The organism is Roseibium sp. M-1 (assembly GCF_054515675.1).
Genome location: NZ_CM137257.1, coordinates 4,106,832 through 4,130,056, shown reverse-complemented (window position 1 = coordinate 4,130,056; position 23,225 = coordinate 4,106,832). Strand labels below are relative to the sequence as shown.

Here is a 23,225-nt window from a genome sequence, read left to right as displayed (position 1 = left end):
TTTATTTCGATAGATAAATCTTCTGAATTTTCCTAGCGATGTTGGCGAAGGCATTGATCAGTTCACTGGAGGATGCAGCCTGATAATAGTTTCCCGTGCTGGCACAGGACTGCATGTTCTTGGCACCCGCGGAACTGTTGCTGGTACCGAAATAGACGCCGAACACCTCGATCCCGGCCGACTTCATCGCCGCGCACAGATCGCGGGAGCGCGTTGAGCTTTTATTGCTGTAAGCTTCGGATTCTCCGGTTTCGCGCCAGGCATTCACGGCGACAGTGGTGCATTCCTTCACCGTCTTTCCGTTTTTCTTGACGTTGGTGCACTGTTCTTCCGTCTCGACATACTGATAGTAGCGATTGTTGTCGCCGTCCGTCATGATGATCGCGAACTTGAGCGTTTCAGTATCCGAATAGGCGGCCGGTTCACTCTCTGACGGCCACAGGTTGGCGTAATTCGGCGACAGCGTGTACCAGCCCCAGGCGGTGCCGGTTTGGCCCGCTGTACCGCCCGTGTTCGTCAGCGCGGCGATCGCCGGCAGCAAGGTGCTGCGGCTCTTGGTCAGCGGCACCAGCTTTGACGTCGACGAACAGCTTGTGCTGCCGCCGCCAAAGAAAGTCTGAGCTGGCGGCGGACTGGATTTCTTGTAATAGTTATAGGCATCGTCCGTCAGCATGACCTTGTAGGTCGAATAATCCTGACGCTCGGTCACGCAGGTGCCGCTGACGCTGTAGTAATCGCCGCCCCTGGCCTTCTTCGCATAGGTGCCGAGATTGACGCCCTGGCTGTAGGGAACGAGGGAAATGCGCACCTTGGCGTCGCTTTCGGCAGTGTCTTCCGGCAGCAGGATGTTGACGACCGCTTTGGAAGCGTCACGCAGCGTTTTCATGTCACTGCTGGACATGGACCCGGTCACGTCCACGACCAGGGCCAGTTCTACCTCGAACCTGGAATAGGCGACCTGGGAACTCGTTCCGAATTCGAAGACCTCGGGACCGAGGTTCTTTTGCATGTAGCCGCCGATATCGATGAAATAGTTCTTCAGGGAAGCTTTGGAAGAAACTGTCACCAGACCGTTCTCGGCGTCGACGGTGAAAGTTATGTTCTTGATCGCGTCGTCAAGAAACTCCAGGCCCTTCAGGTTGGCTTCGAAGGAAGCCGTCAGCGCCGTCTTGATCTCGGCGTCGGTCATGACAGAGGTCGACAGCTCGGCCGCGACCGACAGGGCCGCCGCATCCAGCGCGTAAGACAGCTTCTCCCGGGCATTCACAACCCTGGCGACGTCGAAAGCCGATCCGGCGATGACGACCATCATGATGATCATCACCGCGAATACCGGCAGAACGGCGCCCTGCTCCTGCGTCAGAAACCGGGCGAATAGTTTGGATTTTGAGAAAAAACGGAAGCTGTACATAGCCACCTCGTAAGAGATAGCCGGAGTATCTACATAACTTATGAAGAAAGCGTGAGTTAACTTGTGTTTTTTGGTTAAGATTCAATTAACAATCAAGTTTTCGGCACATTTTTACATCCAGACGCTGTCCAGATAAAGTAGAATTCAACGCAGGGTAGCGGCTGCCGGCATTTAAAGGATAAGGCGAGGCCCTGGAGTATCCGCTCACGATTTCCGGCACACAGGCGCCAGTCTGCTCATTGTCACGCCATGACGCGCGTCAGCAATCGCCGGGGTGATCCGAAAGATCATCTGACCGGTTGCTGCAGCATATCCTGCGACTGGTTTGAACCGCGGCCGCGTTACGGCTCCAGTTCGGTGTCCCAGTAGAGAAAGTCGAGCCAGCTATCGTGCAGATAGTTGGGCGGGAAGCCGCGACCGTTGTTGTGCAGGTCCTGGATGGTCGGCTGGAAGGGCATGTGCATCGGCCACATGTTCAGTTGCTGGCAGGACTTGTTGGATTTGCGCAGGTTGCACGGGGAGCAGGCGGTGATGACGTTGTCCCAGGTGGTGAGGCCGCCCCTGGAGCGCGGGACAAGGTGATCGAAGGTCAGCTCCTCTTTGGAGCCGCAATACTGGCACTGGAATTTGTCGCGGAGAAAGACGTTGAAGCGGGTAAAGGCTGGGAAGCGGCTGGGTTTCACGAAGCTCTTGAGCGAGACCACACTGGGTAATCGGAACTCGAAGCTCGGACTTCGGACCGCCGCATCGTATTCGGCAACGATGTTCACCCGGTCCAGAAAGACGGCCTTGACCGTGTCCTGCCAACTCCACAGGGACAGGGGATAGTAGCTCAAGGGCCGGTAATCCGCGTTGAGCACCAACGCCGGATGCGCTCCCGGCGATACCGCTATCGTCACCTTCCGCTCCTCATTCCGGGGAGCCCCCGCGCCAGGCAGACCCCGAGGCACGGTGCTCTCACGACTAACGTTGGACCAACAGGCCGCAAGCGGGTGCCAACCGAGAGCGCGTTGATCGCGTCGGACGGTCCCCTGGCCGGTCAATCGGACAGCGGAACTTGTCCTTTTGTGACGGGAGTATTGTAGGCCCGAGGTGACAGTCTTGTGAAGCCCGTCTATTTCATTTCCGGACAGAGATGTTGATAGGTCTTTTCTGGCAAAGGATTTTCCTTAAATCCATGAATCATTTGCGCAAAACCGGGCTCCTCTGCGTCATGGCAGGCAATTTGCCCGCGCAATAAAAAAGGGCGCTCGGAGGCGCCCCTGAATTTGCCCGTTTCCGGATCGAATCAGTTCGCGGTCCACTCGCGAATGTCGACGAAATGACCGGCGATCGCGGCAGCCGCAGCCATGGCCGGCGACACCAGGTGCGTGCGGCCCTTGTGACCCTGGCGGCCCTCGAAATTGCGGTTCGAGGTCGAGGCGCAGCGCTCGCCCGGCTTCAGCTTGTCGGCGTTCATGGCAAGGCACATGGAGCAGCCCGGCTCGCGCCATTCGAAGCCGGCTTCCTTGAAGATGAGGTCCAGGCCTTCTTCCTCGGCCTGTTCCTTCACCAGGCCGGAACCCGGAACCACCATGGCACTGACGCCGGCGGCCACCTTGTGATTGCCGATGACCGCAGCAGCAGCGCGCAAGTCCTCGATGCGGCCGTTGGTGCAGGAGCCGATGAAGGCCCGGTCGATCTTGATGTCGGTGATCTTCGTACCCGGAGTAAGGCCCATGTATTCCAGCGCGCGCTTCTTGGATTCGCGGCGGTTTTCATCCGTGATGTCCGCCGGATCCGGCACCACGCCTTCCACGGAGACGACATCTTCCGGCGACGAGCCCCAGGACACGATCGGCGGCAGGTTGGCAGCGTCCAGCTCGACCACCTTGTCGAAATAGGCATCTGCGTCCGTGTGCAGCGTCTTCCAGTAAGACAGCGCCATGTCCCAGGCTTCGCCCTTCGGCGCCTTCGGACGGCCGTCGATGTAGTCGAACGTGGTCTGATCCGGCGCGATCAGGCCGGCGCGGGCGCCGGCTTCGATCGACATGTTGCAGACCGTCATGCGGCCTTCCATGGAGAGCGAGCGGATGGCTTCGCCGGCATATTCGATGACGTAGCCGGTGCCGCCGGCGGTGCCGATCTTGCCGATGATCGCCAGAACGATGTCCTTTGCGGTGACACCGGCCGGGATCTTGCCCTCGACCTTCACCAGCATGTTCTTGGCTTTCTTCTGGATCAGCGTCTGGGTGGCCAGAACATGTTCCACCTCGGAAGTGCCGATGCCGTGGGCAAGCGAGCCGAACGCACCGTGGGTGGAGGTGTGGCTGTCGCCGCAGACAATGGTCATGCCGGGCAGGGTGAAGCCCTGTTCCGGACCGACGATGTGCACCACGCCCTGGCGCATGTCGAGTTCGGAGTAATATTCGATGCCGAATTCGGCCGCGTTCTTGGCAAGCGTGTCCACCTGCAGCGCGGATTCCGGATCGTCGATGCCATGGCGGCGGTCGGTGGTCGGTACGTTGTGGTCGACAACGGCCAGCGTCTTCTGCGGCTGGCGCACCTTGCGCTTGGACATGCGCAGGCCTTCGAAGGCCTGCGGGCTGGTGACTTCATGCACCAGGTGACGGTCGATATAGAGCAGGCCGGTACCGTCTGGCTGCATGTCGACCACGTGGTCGTCCCAGATCTTGTCGTAGAGCGTGCGTGCCTTGGCCATGGGTCTCTCCTCGGTCTAGCCGGGCAACGGTCAAACATCATGAAGTTTGCGGATTGCCCGGTGAAGCCCGTCGCGGCGCGTCCAGCCGCAAGGGTCTATCCTCGTTTGTCGTAGCTAGTGAATGACGCAGTGCCGCTTGAAGGTCAAGCGCCGCGAGTTGAGCTGAATTCAACTCGGATTGACCGGTAATCCGGATTTATCGGCGAATTGCAGCATCACCATCGTTATCCCGGCCAAATGAAACTTGAACCGGGACCGGGGAGGCACCGGGTTCGGGGCAGGGCCATCGCATTTGGCGAGGTCGCGCCGGCCTCTCCGAACGGGAGAGGTAAATTGGGGCTTGGCTGCGTCTTGCAAACCTATGCGATTGCGCTGCGGTTTGAGGAAGGTCTTGTTGCACCCGTCACCTGTCTTGGCTCCCCGGTCCCGGGTCTCCACTGCGCTGCGTCCAGGATGACGATGGAGGGGATGTTCCAAACCGTGGCCCAAAACAAAAAGGCGGCCCGAAGGACCGCCTTTTCGAAACATGTCTGCCGGATCGGCTTATTCTGCAGCGGTTTCCGCGGCAGCAGCAGCGGCGGCTGCAGCTTCTGCTTCCTGGGCAGCCTGCTTGGCGTCCGCGGCGGCCTGCTTGGCAGCAACCAGTTCCGAACGCACTTCTTCGTTGAGGCGCTTGGAGCGGGCATTGGTGTTTTCAACGATACGGGCGGACTTGCCGCGACGGTCGCGCAGGTAGTAGAGCTTCGCGCGGCGAACCTTACCGCGGCGAACGACTTCCACGCCTTCCAGCATCGGGGAGTAGATCGGGAAAACGCGCTCGACGCCTTCACCGTAAGAAATCTTGCGAACCGTGAAGCTCTCGTTGATGCCGCCGCCGGAACGGGCAATGCAGACGCCTTCGTAAGCCTGGGTACGGGTACGCGTACCTTCGGTGACCTTCACGTTGACGCGAACGGTGTCACCAGGGGAAAATTCCGGCAGCTTGCGCTGCGCTTCGATTTTCGCCATTTCCTCAGCATTGAGCTGCTCGATGATGTTCATGGCATATTTCCCTTTTGAATTACAAAGCGGTCAGAGCGTTTTCCGGCATGTCCGGAAACGGTTTCACCGACTTTGGGCCATGGTGTTGTCCACCGGGTTTCCTGAAGTTTCTCGGCCTTCCGGCCTTGCTTCAGGTCACAGGTCCTTCCAAGGAAAAGACACAGCTTCACCCAGCTTGGGCGGGCGTATACAGGAATTTCCGGGGATTGTCATGCGGATTCTTCAATCCACATCGTCCTCATCGGCCATATAGGCCTTCCAGAGATCCGGCCGCCGCTCGCGGGTGAGGCGTTCGGCTTCGGCCATGCGCCATTCGTGGATCTTCTGGTGGTTGCCGGAGGTCAGGACTTCCGGAATGGTGAGGCCCTCGAACTCGGCCGGCCGCGTATACTGCGGATGCTCCAGGAGGCCGCCTTCGAAGCTTTCGGTCTCGGCGCTGTCCATGTTGCCCATGACGCCTGGGATCAGCCGCACGATGGCATCGAGCAGCGTGATCGCGCCGATCTCGCCGCCGGAAAGGATGTAGTCGCCGATGGAGACCTCTTCGAGGCCGCGCGCGTCGATCACCCGCTGGTCGATGCCCTCAAAGCGGCCACAGACGATGATGGCGCCGGGTCCGTCGGCAAGCTCATGCGCGCGGGCCTGGGTGAAGGGCTTGCCGCGCGGGCTCATCAGGAGGCGAGGGCGCGGGTCGTCGGCAGGGGCCGCCGCGTCGATGGCCTTGGCCAGGATATCGGCCCGAAGCACCATGCCGGCACCGCCACCGGCGGGCGTATCGTCGACCGAGCGGTGCTTGTCGGTGGCAAAGTCGCGGATCTGGCTGGTCTCCAGCGCCCACAGGCCCTTGTCCAGCGCCCGGCCGGACAGACTCTGCCCGAGAGGTCCGGGAAACATGTCCGGATAGAGCGTCAGAATGGTTGCCTTGAACGTCATCTTGCCTGTCAGTTCTGCCGATAAGCCCTTGGGACCTGTCCCAAAACCGCTCCTTGGTTAAGAGACCGTTTACCGCTTTCCTAAAAACCTGTCGAATTCATCAGGGGTGCGCCGGAAAAGAAAGCCCTGATTAAGTCTCACCGTCTAAACTGACAAGAGCATTTCAATCGGGTCTATTGCCGTGGTCAGGTTTCCAGTTTTCCGTTTCAGGCTTCCGCGTATTGTTCAGGGTCTCGTCGACCGGGACTATCTCGATGTCTCGCTGAGCCGTGTCCTGCCGCTGATCGCTCTGATGACCTTCGGCGTCCTGGCCGGCCTCATCTTCAACACCGGTGTCGGCCATCCTTACGACAAGGTGATCCATATCGGCTTTTTCGCCCTCCTGACCCTGTCGATCCACGCGCTCTTCTGCTGCCGCCTGCGCATTTCCGCCGTTGTTGCCTTCAGCATGGGTCTTCTTGGCGAATTCGTGCAGGGTTTCCTGCCCAATCACGAAATGTCGCTGCAGGATGCGGTGGCCAACGGCATCGGCGTTGCGCTGATCGTCGCCCTGATCGCGTTGACCCGGTCCGAGGCCCGGCAGGCGGTCGCGGATGTGAAGCCGGATCTGGATCTGGGAGAAATGGGTCTGGAACCCGTACGCACCCGTTATCTTTCGGGCGAGCCTTCCGAGGGTTCCGGCGTGCCTTCGGAGAAATAGTCCTCCGGAAGATCCACCCGCACCAGACCCTCTTCAAGGGATATCTCCGGCACGAATTCCTTCGTGAAGGGCACGTAGAAGCTCCGGCCGCGCTTCGGCCGCACTTCCAGAAGATCACCGGCACCGAAATCCTGCACGGCTATCACAGCGCCGAGCGTCTGGCCGCTCTGATCGAGGACGGCCAGGCCGGTCAGGTCGGAATAGTAGAATTCGTCTTCGTCAGGTTCTGGCAGCTGGTCGCGGTCGATATAGAGATCGACGCCGTTCAGTGCTTCCGCCTGGTTGCGGTCGGTAATGCCCTTGAATTTGGTCACCACCACCGTCTTCTGCACCCGCGCCTTTTCCACTTCGAAGACCCGTTTGCCGTCCTTCGTCGTGAGACTGCCGTAGTCGGCAAAGGAAAGCGGGTCGTCGCCATAGGGCTTGACCCGCACTTCCCCGCGAATGCCGTGGGCCGCGCCGATCCTGGCCATCAGCACCTTCTGATCGTCGGAAGACGTCATCTCAAAAGGATCCCTTCAGGCGATCGAACGCGGCCACACACATCTTGTTGTTCAGCTTATTCAGCAGCAGCTTCTTCAGCCGGTGCGTCTGCAGCGGCAGCAGCTTCGGCAGCAGCAGCGGCTGCTTCTTCTTCAGCCTGACGCTTTGCTTCAACGCGTTCCTTGGCCTTCGCGCCGAGCTCTGCCTTCTTCGGGTTGTTGCGCGGCTCGCGCTTCAGCAGGCCGGCAGCGTCCAGGAAGCGGTGAACGCGGTCGGTCGGCTTTGCGCCGGCGTCCAGCCAATGCTGGATGCGCTCGACGTTCAGAACGACGCGGTTCTCGGAATCCTTCGGCAGCATCGGGTCGTAGGAACCGACCTTTTCGATGAAGCGGCCATCGCGCGGAGCGCGGATGTCGGCAATAACGATGCGGTAGTACGGACGCTTCTTGGAACCGCCACGTGCAAGGCGAATTTTCGTAGCCATTTTAGTCTCCAGTTTGTTCAGTTGCCGGCTTCAGCGGCAATGGCTTCATGGTGCCGGATCACTTCCCTGACGATGAAGTTCAGGAATTTCTCGGCAAAGTCAGGATCGAGATGGGCGTCGCTGGCAAGCTGCCGCAGCCGTTCGATCTGAAATTTTTCCCGCCCCGGATCAGCCGGCGGCAGGTCGTTCGTGGCCTTCAGCACACCCACTTTCTGGGTGCACTTGAACCGTTCTGCGAGCATGTGGACGAGCGCCGCATCGATGTTGTCGATGGAGGCACGAAGGGCTTTCAGCTCGCTCAAGGCTGCGCTTTCGCCCAGCTGACGTTCTGCTTCGCTCATCGTTTCTTGCCCTTGCCCATACCCGGGAGCCCGGGAAGTTTCGGACCGCCAAGACCGGGAAGTCCCGGCATGCCCATGCCCGGCGGCAGACCGCCGCCGAGGCCGCCAGGCAGCCCGCCCGGAAGGCCTTTCGGCAATTCCATTCCGCCCGGCAACTTGCCGGACTTGGCCATTTCCTCAAGCTGCTTCGGGTCGACATCCGGCATGCCGCCGCCCATGCCGCCCATCAGCTTGCCGAGCAGGCCCTTGCCCTTGCCCATCTTCTTCATCATGTCCGCCATCTGGCGGTGCATCTTCAGAAGCTTGTTGACGTCGGCAACGTCCATGCCGGACCCGGCGGCAATGCGCTTCTTGCGGCTTGCCTTCATCAGGTCCGGTTTCTTGCGCTCTTCCGGGGTCATCGACTGGATGATGGCGATCTGGCGCTTGAACATCTTGTCGTCGATGTTGGCCGCCTCGATCTGCTTCTTCATCTTGCCGACGCCCGGCAGCATTCCCATCATGCCGGACATGCCGCCCAGCTTTTCCATCTGCTTCAGCTGCTCGGCGAGATCTTCCAGGTCGAAGTGACCCTTCTGCATCTTCTTCGCCATCTTCGCGGCCTGTTCCGCGTCGATGGCTTCCGCCGCCTTTTCCACCAGCGAGACGATATCGCCCATGCCGAGGATGCGGTCGGCGATGCGCCGCGGATGGAAATCCTCCAGCGCGTCGGACTTTTCGCCCGTACCGATAAGCTTCACCGGCTTGCCGGTGACCGCCTGCATGGACAGCGCCGCACCGCCGCGGCCGTCACCGTCCATACGGGTCAGCGCGATACCGGTGATGCCGACGCGCTCGTCGAAGCTCTTCGCCAGGTTGACGGCGTCCTGACCGGTCAGGCTGTCGGCGACCAGCAGGATTTCATGCGGCTGGGACGCGGCCTTGACCTCGGCCATCTCCACCATCAGCGGCTCGTCGATATGCGTGCGGCCGGCGGTGTCGAGCAGCACGACGTCATAACCGCCGAGCCTGGCCGCGGACATCGTCCGCTTTGCGATCTCCACCGGACCCTGGCCGGCGACGATCGGCAGCGTGTCGATGCCGTTCTGCTCACCCAGAACCTTCAGCTGCTCCTGCGCCGCCGGACGGCGGGTGTCGAGCGAAGCCATCAGCACCTTGCGCTTGTCGCGCTGGGTCAGGCGGCGGGCGATCTTGGCCGTGGTCGTCGTCTTACCGGAGCCCTGCAGACCGACCATCATGATCGCGACCGGTGCCGGCGCATTGAGATCGATCGGCTGGGCCTCTTCGCCGAGCATCTCGACGAGCTGGTCATGAACGATCTTCACGACCATCTGGCCCGGGGTCACCGATTTGACGACCTCGGCACCGATGGCGCGGTTGCGCACCTTGTCGGTGAAGGAACGTACGATCGGCAGGGCGACGTCGGCTTCGATCAGCGCGCGGCGGATTTCGCGCAGCGCCTCGTTGACGTCGTTTTCCGACAGCGCACCGCGGCCGGTGAGCTTGTCGAAAATACCGCTTAGTCGATCGGACAGGCTTTCAAACATAAGTGGTCCTTGAATGGTCTCGTTTCGGGAAATCTCCCGAACCATATGGGCAACCGTCCTTCAAATCCAACCGGATACGGCAACGCAAAGCAGTTTGACACCCGAGGGCGCATCGCGCTGTCGGGTGGTAACCTCCGGGATCTCTTTACACCTTTACGGGTCCCGGTCGGCGGCTTGAAATGTCAGTCACTCATACGGAGTTGGCGGGTCTATGCCTGAAAGGGGCGGAAGAGTCAAGGAAGCTGGCGGATTTCCGCTTCCGACATTCCGGACAAGTGCTGCACGAGCAGCACTTGTCCGGAATGACGACGGGTGAGGAGCCTATCACTCCCGTTCCGAGGCCTCGTACATCGTCGACATCTCACAACGGCCTTCAAACCCACTCCGCTGTCATCGACCCTTGCATTTGCCTTCGCGTCAAACCATCAGCGCGTTCGTACTGATTGCAATCGAGATCAGGATCGCGGCGGTAAGCAATACAGAGGCCAGACCAAGCGAAAGACCAATGATGAGCACCAGCCCGTCGCGCTCAACGATGCCGACGCCGGCAATGAACAGCGCCGTCGCCGGAAACCAGCCGCTGAGCGGCACGGGCAGAAACAGTGCGAACGCAATCACGAAGAGCGCCAGCCCGAGCATCCGCTCATGTCTGGCCGCGAACAGACCCTCGTATCGCGGAACCAGCATGCGCTCCAGCCGGCGCGTGACGGGACGCATGCGTGCCAGCGTGCGCCTCAGCTTGGTATGATTGAGCGAAAGGCGCGCCAGCGGCCTGGGCAGTTTCACATGAGGAAAGCCGAGCACCATCTGGAACGTCGTGACGAGTACGGGAAGACCGGTAATGAGAGAGGAACCGGGCGGCAACGGCAGAAGGGTCAGCAGGGAAAACAGCACGATTGCCCAGCCGAACGAGGTCTCGCCCAGTGCGGACAGCAAATTGCCCAGCGTTAGTGTGCCGTTCCGGTGCTGGTCGCGCGATGTTCGCAGGATCGGCAGCGACAGCGAAGGTCTTCGGCGCATCTCGCCCTGCATTCAATGTTTCCGTTACAACGTCCGTGTCGCGCAGGATCTATCACTCCATCTGCATCAAATACAACACCGAGCAGGACAATGCGGTGCATTCCGCAGATTGGCAGGGCGGTTCGATGGCCGGGCAGACGGACGCCGTCAGCTCACCGTGAACGCGGCCATCATCCCGGAATCTTCATGTTCCAGGATGTGGCAGTGCGCCATATAGGGTTTGTCTTTCGTCGCCGGATATTCGAAGCGGACCTGAATATCCACCGTTCCGCCCTTCTCGATCGGCATCGTATCCTTCCACCCGGCCAGATGCGCGGATGGCGCTTTTCCGTTCACCGCGAGAATGCGGTACTGGCAGCCATGCAGGTGGACAGGATGCAGCATGGCGTCGGTGCCTTCAGAAAACTGCCAGCGCTGGTCCTTGTTCATGGCGACATCGAAGTCCACGCGTTCAATATCGAAGGATTTGCCGTTGACGGTATTCGCCGAAAGCTGAACATCGTCGGAAAGTGCCGGACCGTCGGCAATCAGTTTGGTGACCGCGGCCACGATCTCCGGATTCGCCTCGCCTGTCGCCATAAGCTTTGGCAGCCCGGCCATCATGAAGGGCTTCATTCCCTCCTTGTCGAGGTTCATGCCGAAATTGAGCGTCTGGGCCGGGTCATTGGAAAGATCCGCCAACGGCTCGAGCTGGGCGAGGAAATCCGGAAGCTTCCCTGCTCCTTCCTTGCCGTCCGGCAGAAAGGTCACCAGGGGCAGCACCTTGTCGAAGGGCGGCAGGTTCATCGCCATCTGGTCGACAGGATGGGTCACGAGATCGAAAGCATTGCCGTCTCTGGCATCGACCAGCAGTTCAAACCGTTCGCCGGCATGTACCTGGAGTTCGGTCATCTCGACCGGTTCCTGCAACAGGCCGCCATCGCTGCCGATCACGAAGAAGGACTTGTCGCCGGTCAGCGCCAGCTTGTAGCTGCGCGCATCGGACCCGTTCAGGATTCGCAATCGCAGCCAGCCTTTCGCCGTGCGGGCCTGCGGATAGACCGCACCATTGACCAGCATCGTGTCGCCGACATATCCGACCGTGATCGCGGCCAGGTTGAACCGCTGAAAAATCGAGCCGTCGGCATTAAACCGCCTGTCCTGCAGGATGACCGGGATGTCGTCGACACCCCATTCCGACGGCAGCCCGAGTGCATCGGCTTCGTCATCGTCAATGATGAAGAGACCCGCAAGCCCGCGCAGCACGAGTTCGGCAGTTGTCGGATAATAATGCGGATGGAACCAGCACGTCGACGCCACCTGATCGACCTTGATCGTTGGAGACCACGACGCGCCCGGCTTGATCACTTCCGCCGGGCCGCCGTCGTCAGCGCCTGGAATTTTCAATCCGTGCCAATGCATGGTGATCGGTTGATCGACACGGTTTTCGACATTCAACGTCACGGAATTACCGCGGCGCATCCGGATCGCCGGGCCCAGAAACGGTCCGTTGATGCCATAGGTCGGCGTCTTCAATCCGTTGACGAAGGTCATCTCCCCCGTCATCGCGGTGAGCGAAATCTCGCCTTTCGCATCGGGAAAAACCTGCTGAGGGATGGTCAGCGCAGGCCGCTCGCTTTGTGCTCTGGCAAGCGTCGTGAGGAGTCCCGGCAAAACCAGAGTACCGGCCGTTCCAGCAAGAAAAAGACGCCGGTTGATGTTCACGCGAAAGAGACTGGACGACATGGCACACCTCAGACTGTTGGAACGCTGATATGTGACCTTAGATTGCTGAATGCCCTATGGGAAGCGTCCTCGATTGCGCCGCATCCGTTCTGGACGAATGACGGGAACGGCAGCTTCCAGGCAAGAACGGTTACTCCCGCTTCGACGTTTCGTACCGTGCTGAAACCTCATAATAGTCATTGAAGCCGATCCGCTCCCGAAGATCCTTGAAGTTCATCAGGTCCTGGGTCCGTGGCTGGTCCGACTTCAACTGTTCCAACGATCTGACCATCGCCTTCATGGCACTGGCCATGAGCGTCAGCGGATAGGCGGCAATGGCGTAGCCAATCTCCTGAAGCTCCTTGTGGGAGAGATCCGGCGTCTCGCCGCCTTCGACGATATTTGCCATTTTCGGGCCAGGCAGTTCCCGGCAGATCTCCTCCATCTCGGTGACGGTCTTCGGCGCTTCGACGAAGAGAATATCCGCACCGAGTTCCTTGAACCTCGCCGCCCGTTCGATCGCTTCGGCAAGACCGTGCTCGTGGCGGGCATCGGTCCGGGCAAGGATCAGGATATCGGCACCTGCCTCCTTGGCATCCTGTGCGGCACGGATGCGGTCGAAGGCTTCCGCGCGCGAAACTACGGCCTTGCCCGGCGTGTGGCCGCAGCGTTTCGGCGCCACCTGGTCCTCGATCATCACGGCCGCCGCACCGGCCTTCGCCATGCCGGTCACCGTGCGGCGCACGTTCATGGCATTGCCGTAGCCCGTATCGCCGTCCGCCAGCAGCGGGATGCGGATGGCGTCGGCAATATTGCGCGCCTGGTCGAGCACCTCGGAATAGGACATCAGCCCCAGATCCGGCTGCCCGATCCGCGAGGCGGAGGCGGCAAAGCCGGACATGAAAGTCAGCTCGAACCCGGCCTGTTCGATCAGCTTGGCCGAAAGCGCGTCATAGCAGCACGGCATGACGTGGAGTTTTGGCTGCGCCAGCAGCTTCTTGAGATTTTCCGCCGGAGACGGCATGGGAGATCCTTCAGAATTTGAACGGCAGATAAAGCGCCAGATCGGTCCAGACGTAAAGCACGCCGACCGTCACCAGCATCAGCGCCAGGAACGGCAGCACCCCGCGCGAGACATCCGCAAGCGACGAGCGGGCGACCGACTGGATGACATAGAGATTGAGCCCGACCGGCGGCGTGATCAGCGCGCATTCGACCATCACCACCATATAGACACCGAACCAGACCGGATCGAAGCCCAGCGCCAGCGCCGCAGGCAGCAGCACGGGCGTCATGATCAGCACCATGGAAAGCGCCTCGAAGACCAGGCCCATGATCAGCAGCACGACGGAGACCACCAGAATGAAGGCGAGCGGCGTGTCGATGGTCTGGCCAATGAAGACCGAGATATCCTGCGGGATCCGGTAGAGCGTGATCGCCTTGCCGAAGACCTTGGCACCGGCAACGATCAAGAGGATTGCCACCGTCGTCACCATGGCCTCGTAGGCGGCTTCCCTGAGGCCCTGCCAGGTGAGCGAACGCAGGATGACGCCGGTGATGAGCAGCGCCACGGCAAAGCCGATGGCGGCGGCTTCCGTCGGCGTCGCGGCGCCGGTGTAGATGACGAGGATGACGACCGCGGCGAGGATAATCGACGGCAGCGCCCGCACCGTGCTCTGCCACCGCTCGGGCCAGCTGACCGCCGGCTCCGGCCGGAAACCGCCGAACCAGCGGGCATAGATCATCGAAAAGGCAATGAAAAAGACGACCAGCAGCAATCCCGGTCCGATACCACCCAGAAAGAGCGCGATCACCGATTGTTCGGTGACAAAGGCATAGACGATCATCGGGATCGACGGCGGGATGAGGATGCCGAGCGTGCCGCCTGCGGCAAGGAGGCCGTAGACGAACCGGCGCTCGTAGCCGCGATTGATCATTTCCGGAATGGCCACCGTGCCGATGGTGGCGGCCGTGGCCACGGACGACCCGGAAATCGCGGCAAAGATGGCGCAGGAAAGAATGGTCGCAACCGCCAGCCCGCCCGGCCAGTGGCCGACCCAGGCATGAACGGCGGCAAAGAGATCCCGGCCGACACCGCCCTTCAAGAGGATATTGGACATCAGCAGGAACAGCGGCACGGCCAGCAGGATGAAACCGTCAAGCGCCGACAGGATCGCCTGCGGCGCCATCAAAGGCGAGAAACCGCCCAGCAACAACAGGGCAAGCCCCATTCCGCCGAGTGCAAAGGCAACCGGAACGCGGATCAGCAGCAGCGCAAACAGGGCGGCGAGGATGAGGACCGTCGTCATTCCATCACCGCCTCTTCGCTGGCCGGCCCCTTGGGCGGCTGGCCGATCTCGATCAGCGCCTGCAGCATGAGCAGGCTGAAGCCGAAGGGGATGGCGAATTCCGCCACGGAAGTCGGCAGGTCCAGCATGGAACCGGTCGTGCGGCCGCGGACGAAGGAATCCCAGAAGATGCCGCCGCCCTTCCAGGCGACCCAGGCGCTGAAGACGGCAACAAAGGCCATCGCCAGGACGTGGCACACCCGCTTTGCACGAGGTCCGAGACGTTCGGTCAACGCATCGACGGAAATATGCCGGCCGGTCTTCAACAGCCACGGCATCGCGGTCATGCTGCCCCAGATCAGGCAGAGCTGGGAAAGTTCCGCTGCCCAGATCGTCGGAGCGATGAAGAGATAGCGCGCCGCGACCTCATAGGTGAGCATGCAGCCGGCCGCCACGAAAAGCAGCGCGGCAAGCCAGGCAAGTGCCTGAAGAAGGACATGGAACGCTTTCATGAGATCGTCGGAAACCGGCCGCTGGAGTAAAGCGGGTCCGACCGGGTGAACCGGTGCGTCCCCAGGGCTGAGAAGAAAGACCAGGAGAGAACTGCGCGGCCGGTTTCAGAACCGGCCGCGCAGCACGAGTTTCGTCAGAGAATGCTCAAAGCTTCTGTGCCGCGTCCAGAACTTCCTGTCCGAGCGCGCCGGCTTTTTCCCTGAACGTATCGTAGACCGGCTGGCTGACGGCCTTCCAGGCGGCCATTTCGTCCGCGGTCGGCGTATAGACGGTCATGCCGTTGGCAACGGCTGCCTCATAGGCCTCGGCTTCGATCGCGGACATGCGGTCGCGGACATCGGCCTCCGCCTTCAGGGCCGCGGCCTGGATGATATCCTTGTGCGCATCCGGCAAACCGTTCCAGAAGTCGGTATTGACCACCACGATGAACTCGATATCCGCATTGTTGGTGACGGTGATGGTGTCCATCACTTCCCAGAGCTTGCGAGAATCGACGCCTGAGACACCGGTCATGCCGATATCGACGGTCCCGCGCTGATAGGCGAGATATTGTTCGGAGCCCGAGATCAGCGTCGGTGCACCGCCGGCGGCGGTCACGAAATCGCCGAGCGTCTTGCCGAAGACACGCACCTTCTTGCCCTTCAGGTCATCGGGCGTCTTCACCGGCCCACCGTTCGACAGCATGATCGAACCGCCATAGGCCTGCCACCACAGCACGGTCGACCCGGTATCCTTGATGGCTTCGTCCAGCGGACCACGCACTGTGGAATCCGGCGCGGTGGCTGCACGGACCTTTTCTTCCGTGTCGAGCAGGAACGGCTGATAGAAGACGTCGACCGCCGGAATATCCCCGACATAGCGTGTCAGCGAGGCGACGCCCATCTCGATGGAGCCGCTGCCGACGGCGGCAGGAACCTCGTTGTCCTTGTAGAGCTGTGCGGAATCGTAGATCTCCACGGCGATCTCGCCGTTCGAACTCTTCTCCACCTCTTCCTTGAAGAGCTGCAGGTTCTGGCCGAGATGGCTGGAGAGCGGCAATTGCAGGGAAATACGCAAGGTGGTGTCTGCGGCCTGTGCCGTACCCGCCGACAGACCAAGTGCAACTGCGGCGCCAAGCGCCCAGGAAAGTGCTTTCATGAGATCCTCCCAGATATTATGAAGAGCAGTCTGTCAAAGGCATCGGGACCGGTCAATACGAACCGGCTCAACACCACCTTGAACACAGCTCAACAAAAGCCAGCCCCATCCCGGTGACAACCGGTTGACCCGGCCCGGCCGCCCCCCCCTGCGCTTGCATTTTGCACTGCACAGGCAGATAACAGGGGTCTTTTGAGACGCAAGACTACCTCGCTCCCCACAGACCGGGCCGGATGATCCGTCAATGAATTTTCGTGCCATTGCGTTGCCGATCGGCCGACTGCTCATCCTGATTGCCCTGCTGATGATCATTCCGGGAATAGTGGACGTCTTTGCAAAAAATCCCGACTGGCAGGTGTTCCTCATCTCCTCGCTCGTTCTCGGAACGGCCGGTGTGCTGATGAACGTGGCCTTTCACGGCGAATTGCCGCCGCGCCATTTCCGCGAGGCCATCCTCTTCGTCAATGCCGCCTGGTTTGCCTTTTCCTTTGCCGGCGCGATCCCGTTCTATTTCTCCGGCCTCGGCATCAGCTTCACCGATGCCTTCTTCGAAACCGCCTCCGGATTGACGACAACAGGTTCAACAGTTCTGACGGGGCTGGATCAGATGCCGCCTGGCATCATTCTCTGGCGCGCCTTGCTGCAATGGGTGGGCGGAATAGGTGTCGTTGCCATTGGCATCTGGCTGCTGCCCGGATTGCGTGTCGGGGGAAGCCAGCTTTTTGCGCTCGAAACGTCGGAAACTGCCAACAAGCCATACGGTCATGTCGGCCCGTTCATTTTTCGCCTGCTTGGCCTCTATGCGGGGCTCAGCCTGGCCTGCATGGCGTTGTATTACCTGTTTGGAATGACTTTTTTCGAGGCCGTCGTTCATTCGATGACAACGGTTTCAACAGGCGGATTTTCGACGTCGGACCAATCTTTCGGCCAATACCCGAATCTTGAGGTCTACTGGGTTGCGATCGTCTTCATGCTCGCCTCCAGCATACCGTTCCTCTATTTGATACGCTGCTCCGAGCGCCGCCGTTTCACCTACGATGTTCAAATCCACCTGCTGCTCGTCATCGTCGCCGTCGCCACCTTCGGTGTGTTTTTCTTCGAGCGCTTCATCAGTCACGACGCTCCGGCCCGGATGTTCACATTCGCCGCCTTCAATGTCGTGTCGGTGATCAGCACCACCGGATATGCTGCCAACGACTATCTGCAATTCGGGCCGGCGGTCATCGCAATCTTCTTCGTGCTCACGTTTTTCGGCGGATGTTCGGGATCGACGTCCGGCGGCTTCAAGATGTTCCGGATCGCCATCCTCGTAAGCCATATCCGCTGCCTGCTGCGGCGGATGATCCGCCCTCACCGGATTGTCGAAGCCAGGTACCAGGAACACACCGTGACCAATTCGGTACTGGAAGGCGTGTATGTGTTTGCGATTGTTTATGCCGGAACCTTTGCAGGATTTTCCCTGATTTACATGATGCTTGGGCTCGATCTCCTGACGGCGCTCAGCGCCTCGATCACTGCGCTGGCAAATGTGGGCCCAGGGGTTGGAGACACGATCGGCCCCTCCGGCACCTTCCAGTCGCTGCCGGATCTTGCCAAATGGTTCCTGGCGATCGAAATGATCCTGGGCCGGCTTGAAATTCTCGCCGGTATCCTGCTGCTCACGCCGGATTTCTGGCTGGACTGACTTTTTTCAAAAGAAAACCACCGCCGGCGTGACCTTACCGGCGGTGGTCTTGATCGGACGGCCTGGACTGCCGAACAATTCGAGCATCAAGTCCACGTTCAAAGGAACGAAAGACGCTCCAGGCTGCTGCGGCAGCCGACGGGGGGACGGCCGCCCGAAGCCTGAATTACGGCTGCACGGTCGCGAATTCGTCCGGATCCAGGAGGCTGTCCTGGTTCTGGTCGGCTGCGTTGAACGCGTCCTCGGTGAGGGTCGGCACGGCAGCTGCGATTTCTTCGAAGCTCACATACCCATCCCGGTCAAAGTCCACGGCTTCAAAGGTGATGCCCTGGGCAAGTGCTGCGGTGGACGCGGTCAGAGCGCCGGCCAGAAGGGCAGCGGTAAGACGTTTGGACATGGTTTGACCTCCAACTGTTTGGGTCTTGCCGGGCGCCCTGCTTTCACCTTTCAAGGCTGCCGGTGCGCCCGCTGTTCCGTCTCTTCGCCAGGCCCCTGCGACCCGACGAACCGGAACGAGGAGGACTGTGCTGGCCGATCGCGACAGCCGAAGGGCTGCTCTTGGGTTCCTTAGAGGCAATGTTGTGTCTGACTATTACGATCTGTCGCGGGCCGGACAGAATCCTGTCATTTTTGACGATTTCAGGCGGGAATACGGCTAGATCAGCCAGATAAATGCAAGTATAGTCCCTCTATTTTAAAGGAAAATTCGAACTAATTTCTGTCTAAAAGTGCCATACTACCGGTTAACGGCAAACCGAATCCTACTCTTCGGCCATTCAATCAAAATCGTTGCACGAATTGGCTTTTCTAAAAGAGATCCGGAAGGACTGCGAAATCTGTTTCGCCTGTCCGGTCAGGCATAGTCCCTGACGCCGAAGATTGCCGAGCCGACACGCACATGCGTCGCGCCGAAACCGACGGCAACGGAATAGTCGGCGGACATGCCCATGGAGAGCTGCTTGAGACCGTTGCGCTTTGCGATCTTTTCCAGAAGGGCGAAATGCTCCCCCGGCGCTTCTTCCACCGGCGGAATGCACATCAGGCCGACAATATTCAGCCCGGCGACCTCCCGGCAGTCCCTGACAAAGGCGTCCACATCCTTCGGCGCGATCCCGGCCTTCTGCGGTTCCTCTCCTGTATTGACCTGGATGAAACAGGGAAGATTCCGTCCCTGTTTTTCCATCTCGCTTTTCAGCGCCGCGGCGATCTTCGGCCGGTCCACGGTGTGGATGACATCAAATGTCGCAACCGCTTCCTTTGCCTTGTTGGATTGCAGCGGTCCGATCAGATGAAGCTCGATGCCGTCGAATTCTGAGCGAAGCTGAGGCCACTTGTGCATGGCTTCCTGGACGCGGTTCTCGCCGAAGACCCGTTGCCCCGCCGCCAGAACCGGCCGGATATCCTCGATCTCGAAGGTTTTTGAAACCGCAATCAGCGAGACAGCGCCTTCTTCGCGGCCGAATTCGGCCTCCGCGGCCCGGATGTCGGCCTGAACGGTTGCAAGGCGGTCGGCTGCGGAAGTCATGCGGGTGTTCCTTCAACTGGCGGCCCGGTCGTGGACCCGTTCCTGTCTTATGCGCGTTGGCCCATCAATCTCAAGGGGCTTTTCCGGACTTGCGAACCGGCATGGCCGAAACATGAAAGCGCGACTTGGGCCCACGTCTATTGCTTTGGGTTCACGCTTTCCTAGGTCTTTCAGAGTAGGATTCCGCAGCTGTTTGGAACCAAACCGTGGGGGCTGAGATGAACCGGACCGGTTCATTGGCGTGCCTTGTGGCACTGTTCATATGCCTGCAGGCTGCGCCGCTGCGCTGTGAGACATTCACCTTCGCAGTCGGCGAATGGCCCCCCTATATCGGTTCCCGGTCCCCCGGTCTCGGCACACACGCCCAAACCGTCAAACGTGTTCTGGAAAGAGCAGGCCATAACGTGCGGATCAACTTCCTGCCCTGGCTCAGAACGCTGGAAATGACAAGAAACGGTTCTTATCCCGCGACTTTCTCCTGGGTCTATACGTCCGAGCGAGCGGAAGATTTCTATTATTCCACCCTCTCGATCGACAAGATCCGGTATGTCCATTTCTATCGCAAGGAAACCTTTCCGAACGGCCTGCCGCCTCTCGATTTTGACGGTCTTGCGCATCGGGATCTGACGGTCGTGGCGGTGAAGAACTACTGGTACCAGAAGTCACTCGAAGACGCCGGTGTGAAGGTGCAGTTCGTCGTTACCGAGGAGCAGGCCTGGAACATGCTTCGCCACAAAAGGGCCGACGTCTATATCGAGAGCCTTGAGGTCGGCATGATCCAGAAAGAGGAATTTCTGGGCGAGGATGCCGGGATGATCGACCATTCGCAGCCGTTCCGGACCGTCCCGATGTTCATTCTCTTCAGCAAGTCGCATCCGGATGGCAAGCGCCTCAAGGAGATCTGGGAAACCCATGCGGCACAGGTGAATTAGGCCGTGCGGAACCCGGACCCGGCACTTTTGCGAAAGATTGCCAAAAACCGCTATTGAGAATTGCCGTAACGTCCACTCTTTCCTAAATTTGGTTTCTTATTTCAATTTGTCTTCTGGTTGGTCTGTTGCTTCTCGAGCGCGAAGAACATTTGCAAACCCTGGATGAGGCCCGCCTCTCCATTTCAAAGTCCGGTGGACGGCTCGTTTTTGTTGCCGGCGAAGCCGGGATCGGAAAGTCGTCCCTGATTGCCGAGTTTCTGCTTTCCCTCGGGCCTCAAACTAAAAAAGCCATCGGTCTTTGCGATCCGCTGATAACGCCGCGTCCCCTCGGCCCCATACGAGACATTGCGGCCGGTCTCCTGGGATCGGCACAAGCCCGCGACGAGGAAACCCTGCTTTTCGGGGGATTGGTGGACCATCTGACACGCTCCGGCGTCCCGGTGGTGCTTGTCATCGAGGACTTGCACTGGGCGGACGACCGCACGCTCGACTGGCTGAAATTCATCGGCCGCAGAATTGCGATGCTGCCGCTGTTGCTGATTTGCAGTTTTCGCGATGACCAGGTGGCCGGTTACCATCCCCTTCGCTCGGCGATGGGCGAAATCGGATCGGCCTGGAAAAAACAGCTAAATCTTGCACCCCTGTCCCTGAAGGCCGTCCAGACGCTCGCCGGTGATACGCCTCTGGCTCCCGAACGCCTCCTGGATATCACAGGTGGCAATCCCTTTTTCGTGACCGAACTGCTGACACAGCCGGCGGGTGGCGGCAACATTCCCCAGACAATCGGCGATGCGATCAACGCCCGTCTCTCAGGCACTTCGAGGCAAGTCATTCGGCTTTTGGAATATGCCTCCTGCTGGCCGGGTTCCTTGCCTGAGGACATTCTGCTGGCCTTGCCGCAGACCGATAGCCACGACGCCCTGAGGCAGGCGATGGACAAGGGCCTGCTGGTGGAAGGCAGCCGAAAGCTCTCCTTTCGCCACGAGATTGCGCGGCTTGCATTCTATGACCGCCTCAGCCCTTCAAGGCGGATCGAAGCCCACAGGTTCTTTCTGGATTACCTTTGCAAGCTGGATGATCAGGTTTCCAACCTCGACATGATTGTGCATCACGCCCGGGGTGCCGAGGATGAAGATCTGTTGCTGCACTATGCGCCCTTGGCTGCCGAAAACGCCGCAAAACTCGGGGCGCATCGCGAAGCCGCGCGGTTTCTGGACCATGCGCTGAAGCTGTCCGGCCGGATGGAGCTCGAGCAGGCCGCGGAAATAAACGAGCGTTGGGCCTATGAGGCCGGGTTGTCGCTTGGCATCGACGCGGACGTGATCTCAGCCCGTCTAAGGGCCGTGGAGTTGTGGCGCGAGGCAGGACAGGACGACCGGGTCGGCGAGAACCTCAGGTGGCTGTCCCGGCTTCACTGGTACCGGGGTGAAGCCAGAGAAGCCGGGAGATACATCGAAGAAGCAATCGAAACACTGGAAAACAGCGCTGCGACAGCGGACACCACCAGGGCGAAAGCCTATGCGCTGCGGGCGCAATATCACATGCTCCAGGACGAAATGACCGAGGCCGTGAAATGGGGACGGGAGGCCCTGTCGCTCGCAGAACCTCTGCGAGAGGTGGAAACCTGTGCGCACGCATTGAACACGGTCGGCTCTGCGCTGCTGTTCCGGGGAAATCCGGAAGGCGAAGACCTGTTGCGCGAGAGCTTGCGGATCTCGCTGGAGAACCGGTTCGACGAACAGGCCGCGCGTGTTTACACCAACCTCTCCGAATGCCTCATCGAAATGCGCGTGCTGGACCGGGCCGAAGAGCTGATCGACGCCGGTATCGGTTTTGACACAGCGCACGACCTGGATGCCTGGACCTATTATCTGATCGGCCGGAAGGCACAATTGCGTTTGGAACAGGGACGGTTCGACGAAGCCGTCACGATCGCACGCGGCGTGCTTCAGCAGGAGAACCAGACCTTGCTGATGCGCATGCCGGCGCAGATCGTTCTTGCCCGCTCGCTTGTCCGCCTCGGGGATGCAGGCGCCGAAGAGGCGTTGGAGGAGGCGCTCGCCTCCGCCGAAAAGATCGGCGAGCCCCAGTATCTTACCGTCCTGAAGATGACCGGGATCGAGCAGGCGGTGCTTGCGGGGACGCCTGAAACCGCGCTACCTGCCTGGAACTGGCTGCGCAGCCTGGACCCCTCGCTTTCGAGTCCCCGCAAGCGCGGTGAAGCGATGTTCTGGGCCCGGATCGCGGCCTTGCCGCCGGAAGCAGGATCGGAAACGGATCTTCCGGAGCCTTTCCGCCTCTTTCTCGACGGAAGGGCCGAAGAAGCCGGGCAGGCATTTCTAGGCGAGAGTTCCGATTATCTGGCGGCCTGGGCGCTTGCCACTACGGACAAGGCCGACTTGCAGCAGCAGGCGGACACGCTTTTGCAGCCGCTGGGGGCACTGGCCGCCCGCCGTTGGCTTCGCTCCGGGAACGGAGCATCCGGCCTTCCGGCCTTGCAGCGTGGTCCCTACACGATCGCCCGCAAACACCCCTATGGCCTCACGGCCAAGGAGCAGACGGTGCTGCGCCTTCTGGTCGAGGGCTACAGCAATGCGGCGATTGCCGAAGCAATGAGCCGGTCTCGCAGAACCGTCGAAAATCACGTCTCGTCGATCCTCTCCAAACTTCAGGCGAAAGACCGGGTGGAAGTGCTTCTGCGCTCGCAGAGCGAACCCTGGATCGTTCCTGCGTCTGCGCAATCTGGCATGGAAATTGAGTAGCCTGCACGCGAAAATTAGG

General features: G+C 60.2%; 21 protein-coding genes. 4 read left to right on the top strand and 17 right to left on the bottom strand.

What is annotated here, in order from left to right:
• Position 1 precedes the first annotated feature (1 nt).
• From ACX3M4_RS18690 to trmD, 5 genes are all read right to left on the bottom strand, one after another.
• On the bottom strand, positions 2-1,411 hold the full coding sequence (locus tag ACX3M4_RS18690) for a TadE/TadG family type IV pilus assembly protein (RefSeq protein ID WP_459354493.1): 1,410 nt from the start codon (positions 1,409-1,411) through the stop codon (positions 2-4).
• A gap of 341 nt (positions 1,412-1,752) precedes the next feature.
• Positions 1,753-2,310, bottom strand: coding sequence for an HNH endonuclease (locus ACX3M4_RS18685; protein ID WP_459354492.1), 558 nt, complete (start codon positions 2,308-2,310; stop codon positions 1,753-1,755).
• A gap of 389 nt (positions 2,311-2,699) precedes the next feature.
• The gene (gene leuC, locus ACX3M4_RS18680; protein WP_459354491.1) at positions 2,700-4,112 is read right to left on the bottom strand and encodes a 3-isopropylmalate dehydratase large subunit; all 1,413 of its coding nucleotides are present in this window, start codon (positions 4,110-4,112) and stop codon (positions 2,700-2,702) included.
• Between the two features lie 543 nt (positions 4,113-4,655).
• A complete protein-coding gene (gene rplS / locus ACX3M4_RS18675; protein WP_459354490.1) occupies positions 4,656-5,153 on the bottom strand; it encodes a 50S ribosomal protein L19 in 498 nt (165 codons plus the stop codon).
• 222 nt (positions 5,154-5,375) lie between these two features.
• On the bottom strand, positions 5,376-6,086 hold the full coding sequence (gene trmD, locus ACX3M4_RS18670; protein ID WP_459354489.1) for a tRNA (guanosine(37)-N1)-methyltransferase TrmD: 711 nt from the start codon (positions 6,084-6,086) through the stop codon (positions 5,376-5,378).
• 181 nt (positions 6,087-6,267) lie between these two features.
• On the opposite strand from trmD, the gene ACX3M4_RS18665 reads away from it, so the two are divergent.
• Positions 6,268-6,786: a VanZ family protein gene (locus tag ACX3M4_RS18665; protein ID WP_459354488.1), complete on the top strand. Its 519-nt coding sequence runs from the start codon at positions 6,268-6,270 to the stop codon at positions 6,784-6,786.
• Here the strand turns inward: ACX3M4_RS18665 and rimM are convergent.
• The 10 genes from rimM to ACX3M4_RS18615 all read right to left on the bottom strand — a co-directional run bounded on the left by rimM (position 6,735) and on the right by ACX3M4_RS18615 (position 16,303).
• Positions 6,735-7,289 carry a ribosome maturation factor RimM gene (rimM, locus tag ACX3M4_RS18660; RefSeq protein ID WP_459354487.1) on the bottom strand — a complete coding sequence of 185 codons (555 nt, stop codon included), beginning with the start codon at positions 7,287-7,289 and terminating at the stop codon, positions 6,735-6,737. The genes ACX3M4_RS18665 and rimM overlap by 52 nt on opposite strands.
• A 56-nt stretch (positions 7,290-7,345) precedes the next feature.
• Positions 7,346-7,753 carry a 30S ribosomal protein S16 gene (gene rpsP / locus ACX3M4_RS18655; protein WP_459354486.1) on the bottom strand — a complete coding sequence of 136 codons (408 nt, stop codon included), beginning with the start codon at positions 7,751-7,753 and terminating at the stop codon, positions 7,346-7,348.
• Positions 7,754-7,770: 17 nt separating this feature from the next.
• On the bottom strand, positions 7,771-8,094 hold the full coding sequence (locus ACX3M4_RS18650) for a chorismate mutase (RefSeq protein ID WP_459354485.1): 324 nt from the start codon (positions 8,092-8,094) through the stop codon (positions 7,771-7,773).
• Positions 8,091-9,641 (bottom strand): signal recognition particle protein, encoded by a 1,551-nt coding sequence (ffh, locus tag ACX3M4_RS18645; RefSeq protein WP_459354484.1) that lies wholly within the window; start codon positions 9,639-9,641, stop codon positions 8,091-8,093. Before ffh ends, ACX3M4_RS18650 begins: the two co-directional genes overlap by 4 nt.
• A 417-nt stretch (positions 9,642-10,058) precedes the next feature.
• On the bottom strand, positions 10,059-10,673 hold the full coding sequence (locus ACX3M4_RS18640; protein ID WP_459354483.1) for an exopolysaccharide biosynthesis protein: 615 nt from the start codon (positions 10,671-10,673) through the stop codon (positions 10,059-10,061).
• Between the two features lie 135 nt (positions 10,674-10,808).
• Positions 10,809-12,386 carry a multicopper oxidase CueO gene (gene cueO, locus ACX3M4_RS18635; protein WP_459354482.1) on the bottom strand — a complete coding sequence of 526 codons (1,578 nt, stop codon included), beginning with the start codon at positions 12,384-12,386 and terminating at the stop codon, positions 10,809-10,811.
• Between the two features lie 130 nt (positions 12,387-12,516).
• Complete coding sequence (locus ACX3M4_RS18630; protein WP_459354481.1) at positions 12,517-13,389, bottom strand: isocitrate lyase/PEP mutase family protein; 873 nt, start codon at positions 13,387-13,389, stop codon at positions 12,517-12,519.
• A gap of 10 nt (positions 13,390-13,399) precedes the next feature.
• Positions 13,400-14,674 carry a TRAP transporter large permease gene (locus ACX3M4_RS18625; protein ID WP_459354480.1) on the bottom strand — a complete coding sequence of 425 codons (1,275 nt, stop codon included), beginning with the start codon at positions 14,672-14,674 and terminating at the stop codon, positions 13,400-13,402.
• Positions 14,671-15,165, bottom strand: a complete 495-nt coding sequence (locus tag ACX3M4_RS18620) for a TRAP transporter small permease (protein WP_459354479.1) — start codon at positions 15,163-15,165, stop codon at positions 14,671-14,673. The genes ACX3M4_RS18625 and ACX3M4_RS18620 overlap by 4 nt, the downstream gene beginning before the upstream one ends.
• Positions 15,166-15,310: 145 nt before the next feature.
• A complete protein-coding gene (locus tag ACX3M4_RS18615) occupies positions 15,311-16,303 on the bottom strand; it encodes a TRAP transporter substrate-binding protein (protein ID WP_459354478.1) in 993 nt (330 codons plus the stop codon).
• 244 nt (positions 16,304-16,547) lie between these two features.
• On the opposite strand from ACX3M4_RS18615, the gene ACX3M4_RS18610 reads away from it, so the two are divergent.
• The gene (locus tag ACX3M4_RS18610) at positions 16,548-17,987 is read left to right on the top strand and encodes a TrkH family potassium uptake protein (RefSeq protein ID WP_459354477.1); all 1,440 of its coding nucleotides are present in this window, start codon (positions 16,548-16,550) and stop codon (positions 17,985-17,987) included.
• A 166-nt stretch (positions 17,988-18,153) separates the two neighbouring features.
• Here ACX3M4_RS18610 and ACX3M4_RS18605 read toward each other — a convergent pair whose 3' ends face one another.
• On the bottom strand, positions 18,154-18,384 hold the full coding sequence (locus tag ACX3M4_RS18605) for an EF-hand domain-containing protein (protein WP_459354476.1): 231 nt from the start codon (positions 18,382-18,384) through the stop codon (positions 18,154-18,156).
• A 456-nt stretch (positions 18,385-18,840) separates the two neighbouring features.
• Positions 18,841-19,512, bottom strand: coding sequence for a YggS family pyridoxal phosphate-dependent enzyme (locus ACX3M4_RS18600; RefSeq protein ID WP_459354475.1), 672 nt, complete (start codon positions 19,510-19,512; stop codon positions 18,841-18,843).
• A 248-nt stretch (positions 19,513-19,760) separates the two neighbouring features.
• On the opposite strand from ACX3M4_RS18600, the gene ACX3M4_RS18595 reads away from it, so the two are divergent.
• Positions 19,761-20,444 carry a substrate-binding periplasmic protein gene (locus ACX3M4_RS18595; RefSeq protein WP_459354474.1) on the top strand — a complete coding sequence of 228 codons (684 nt, stop codon included), beginning with the start codon at positions 19,761-19,763 and terminating at the stop codon, positions 20,442-20,444.
• Between the two features lie 125 nt (positions 20,445-20,569).
• The gene (locus tag ACX3M4_RS18590) at positions 20,570-23,206 is read left to right on the top strand and encodes an ATP-binding protein (protein ID WP_459354473.1); all 2,637 of its coding nucleotides are present in this window, start codon (positions 20,570-20,572) and stop codon (positions 23,204-23,206) included.
• Positions 23,207-23,225 lie beyond the last annotated feature (19 nt).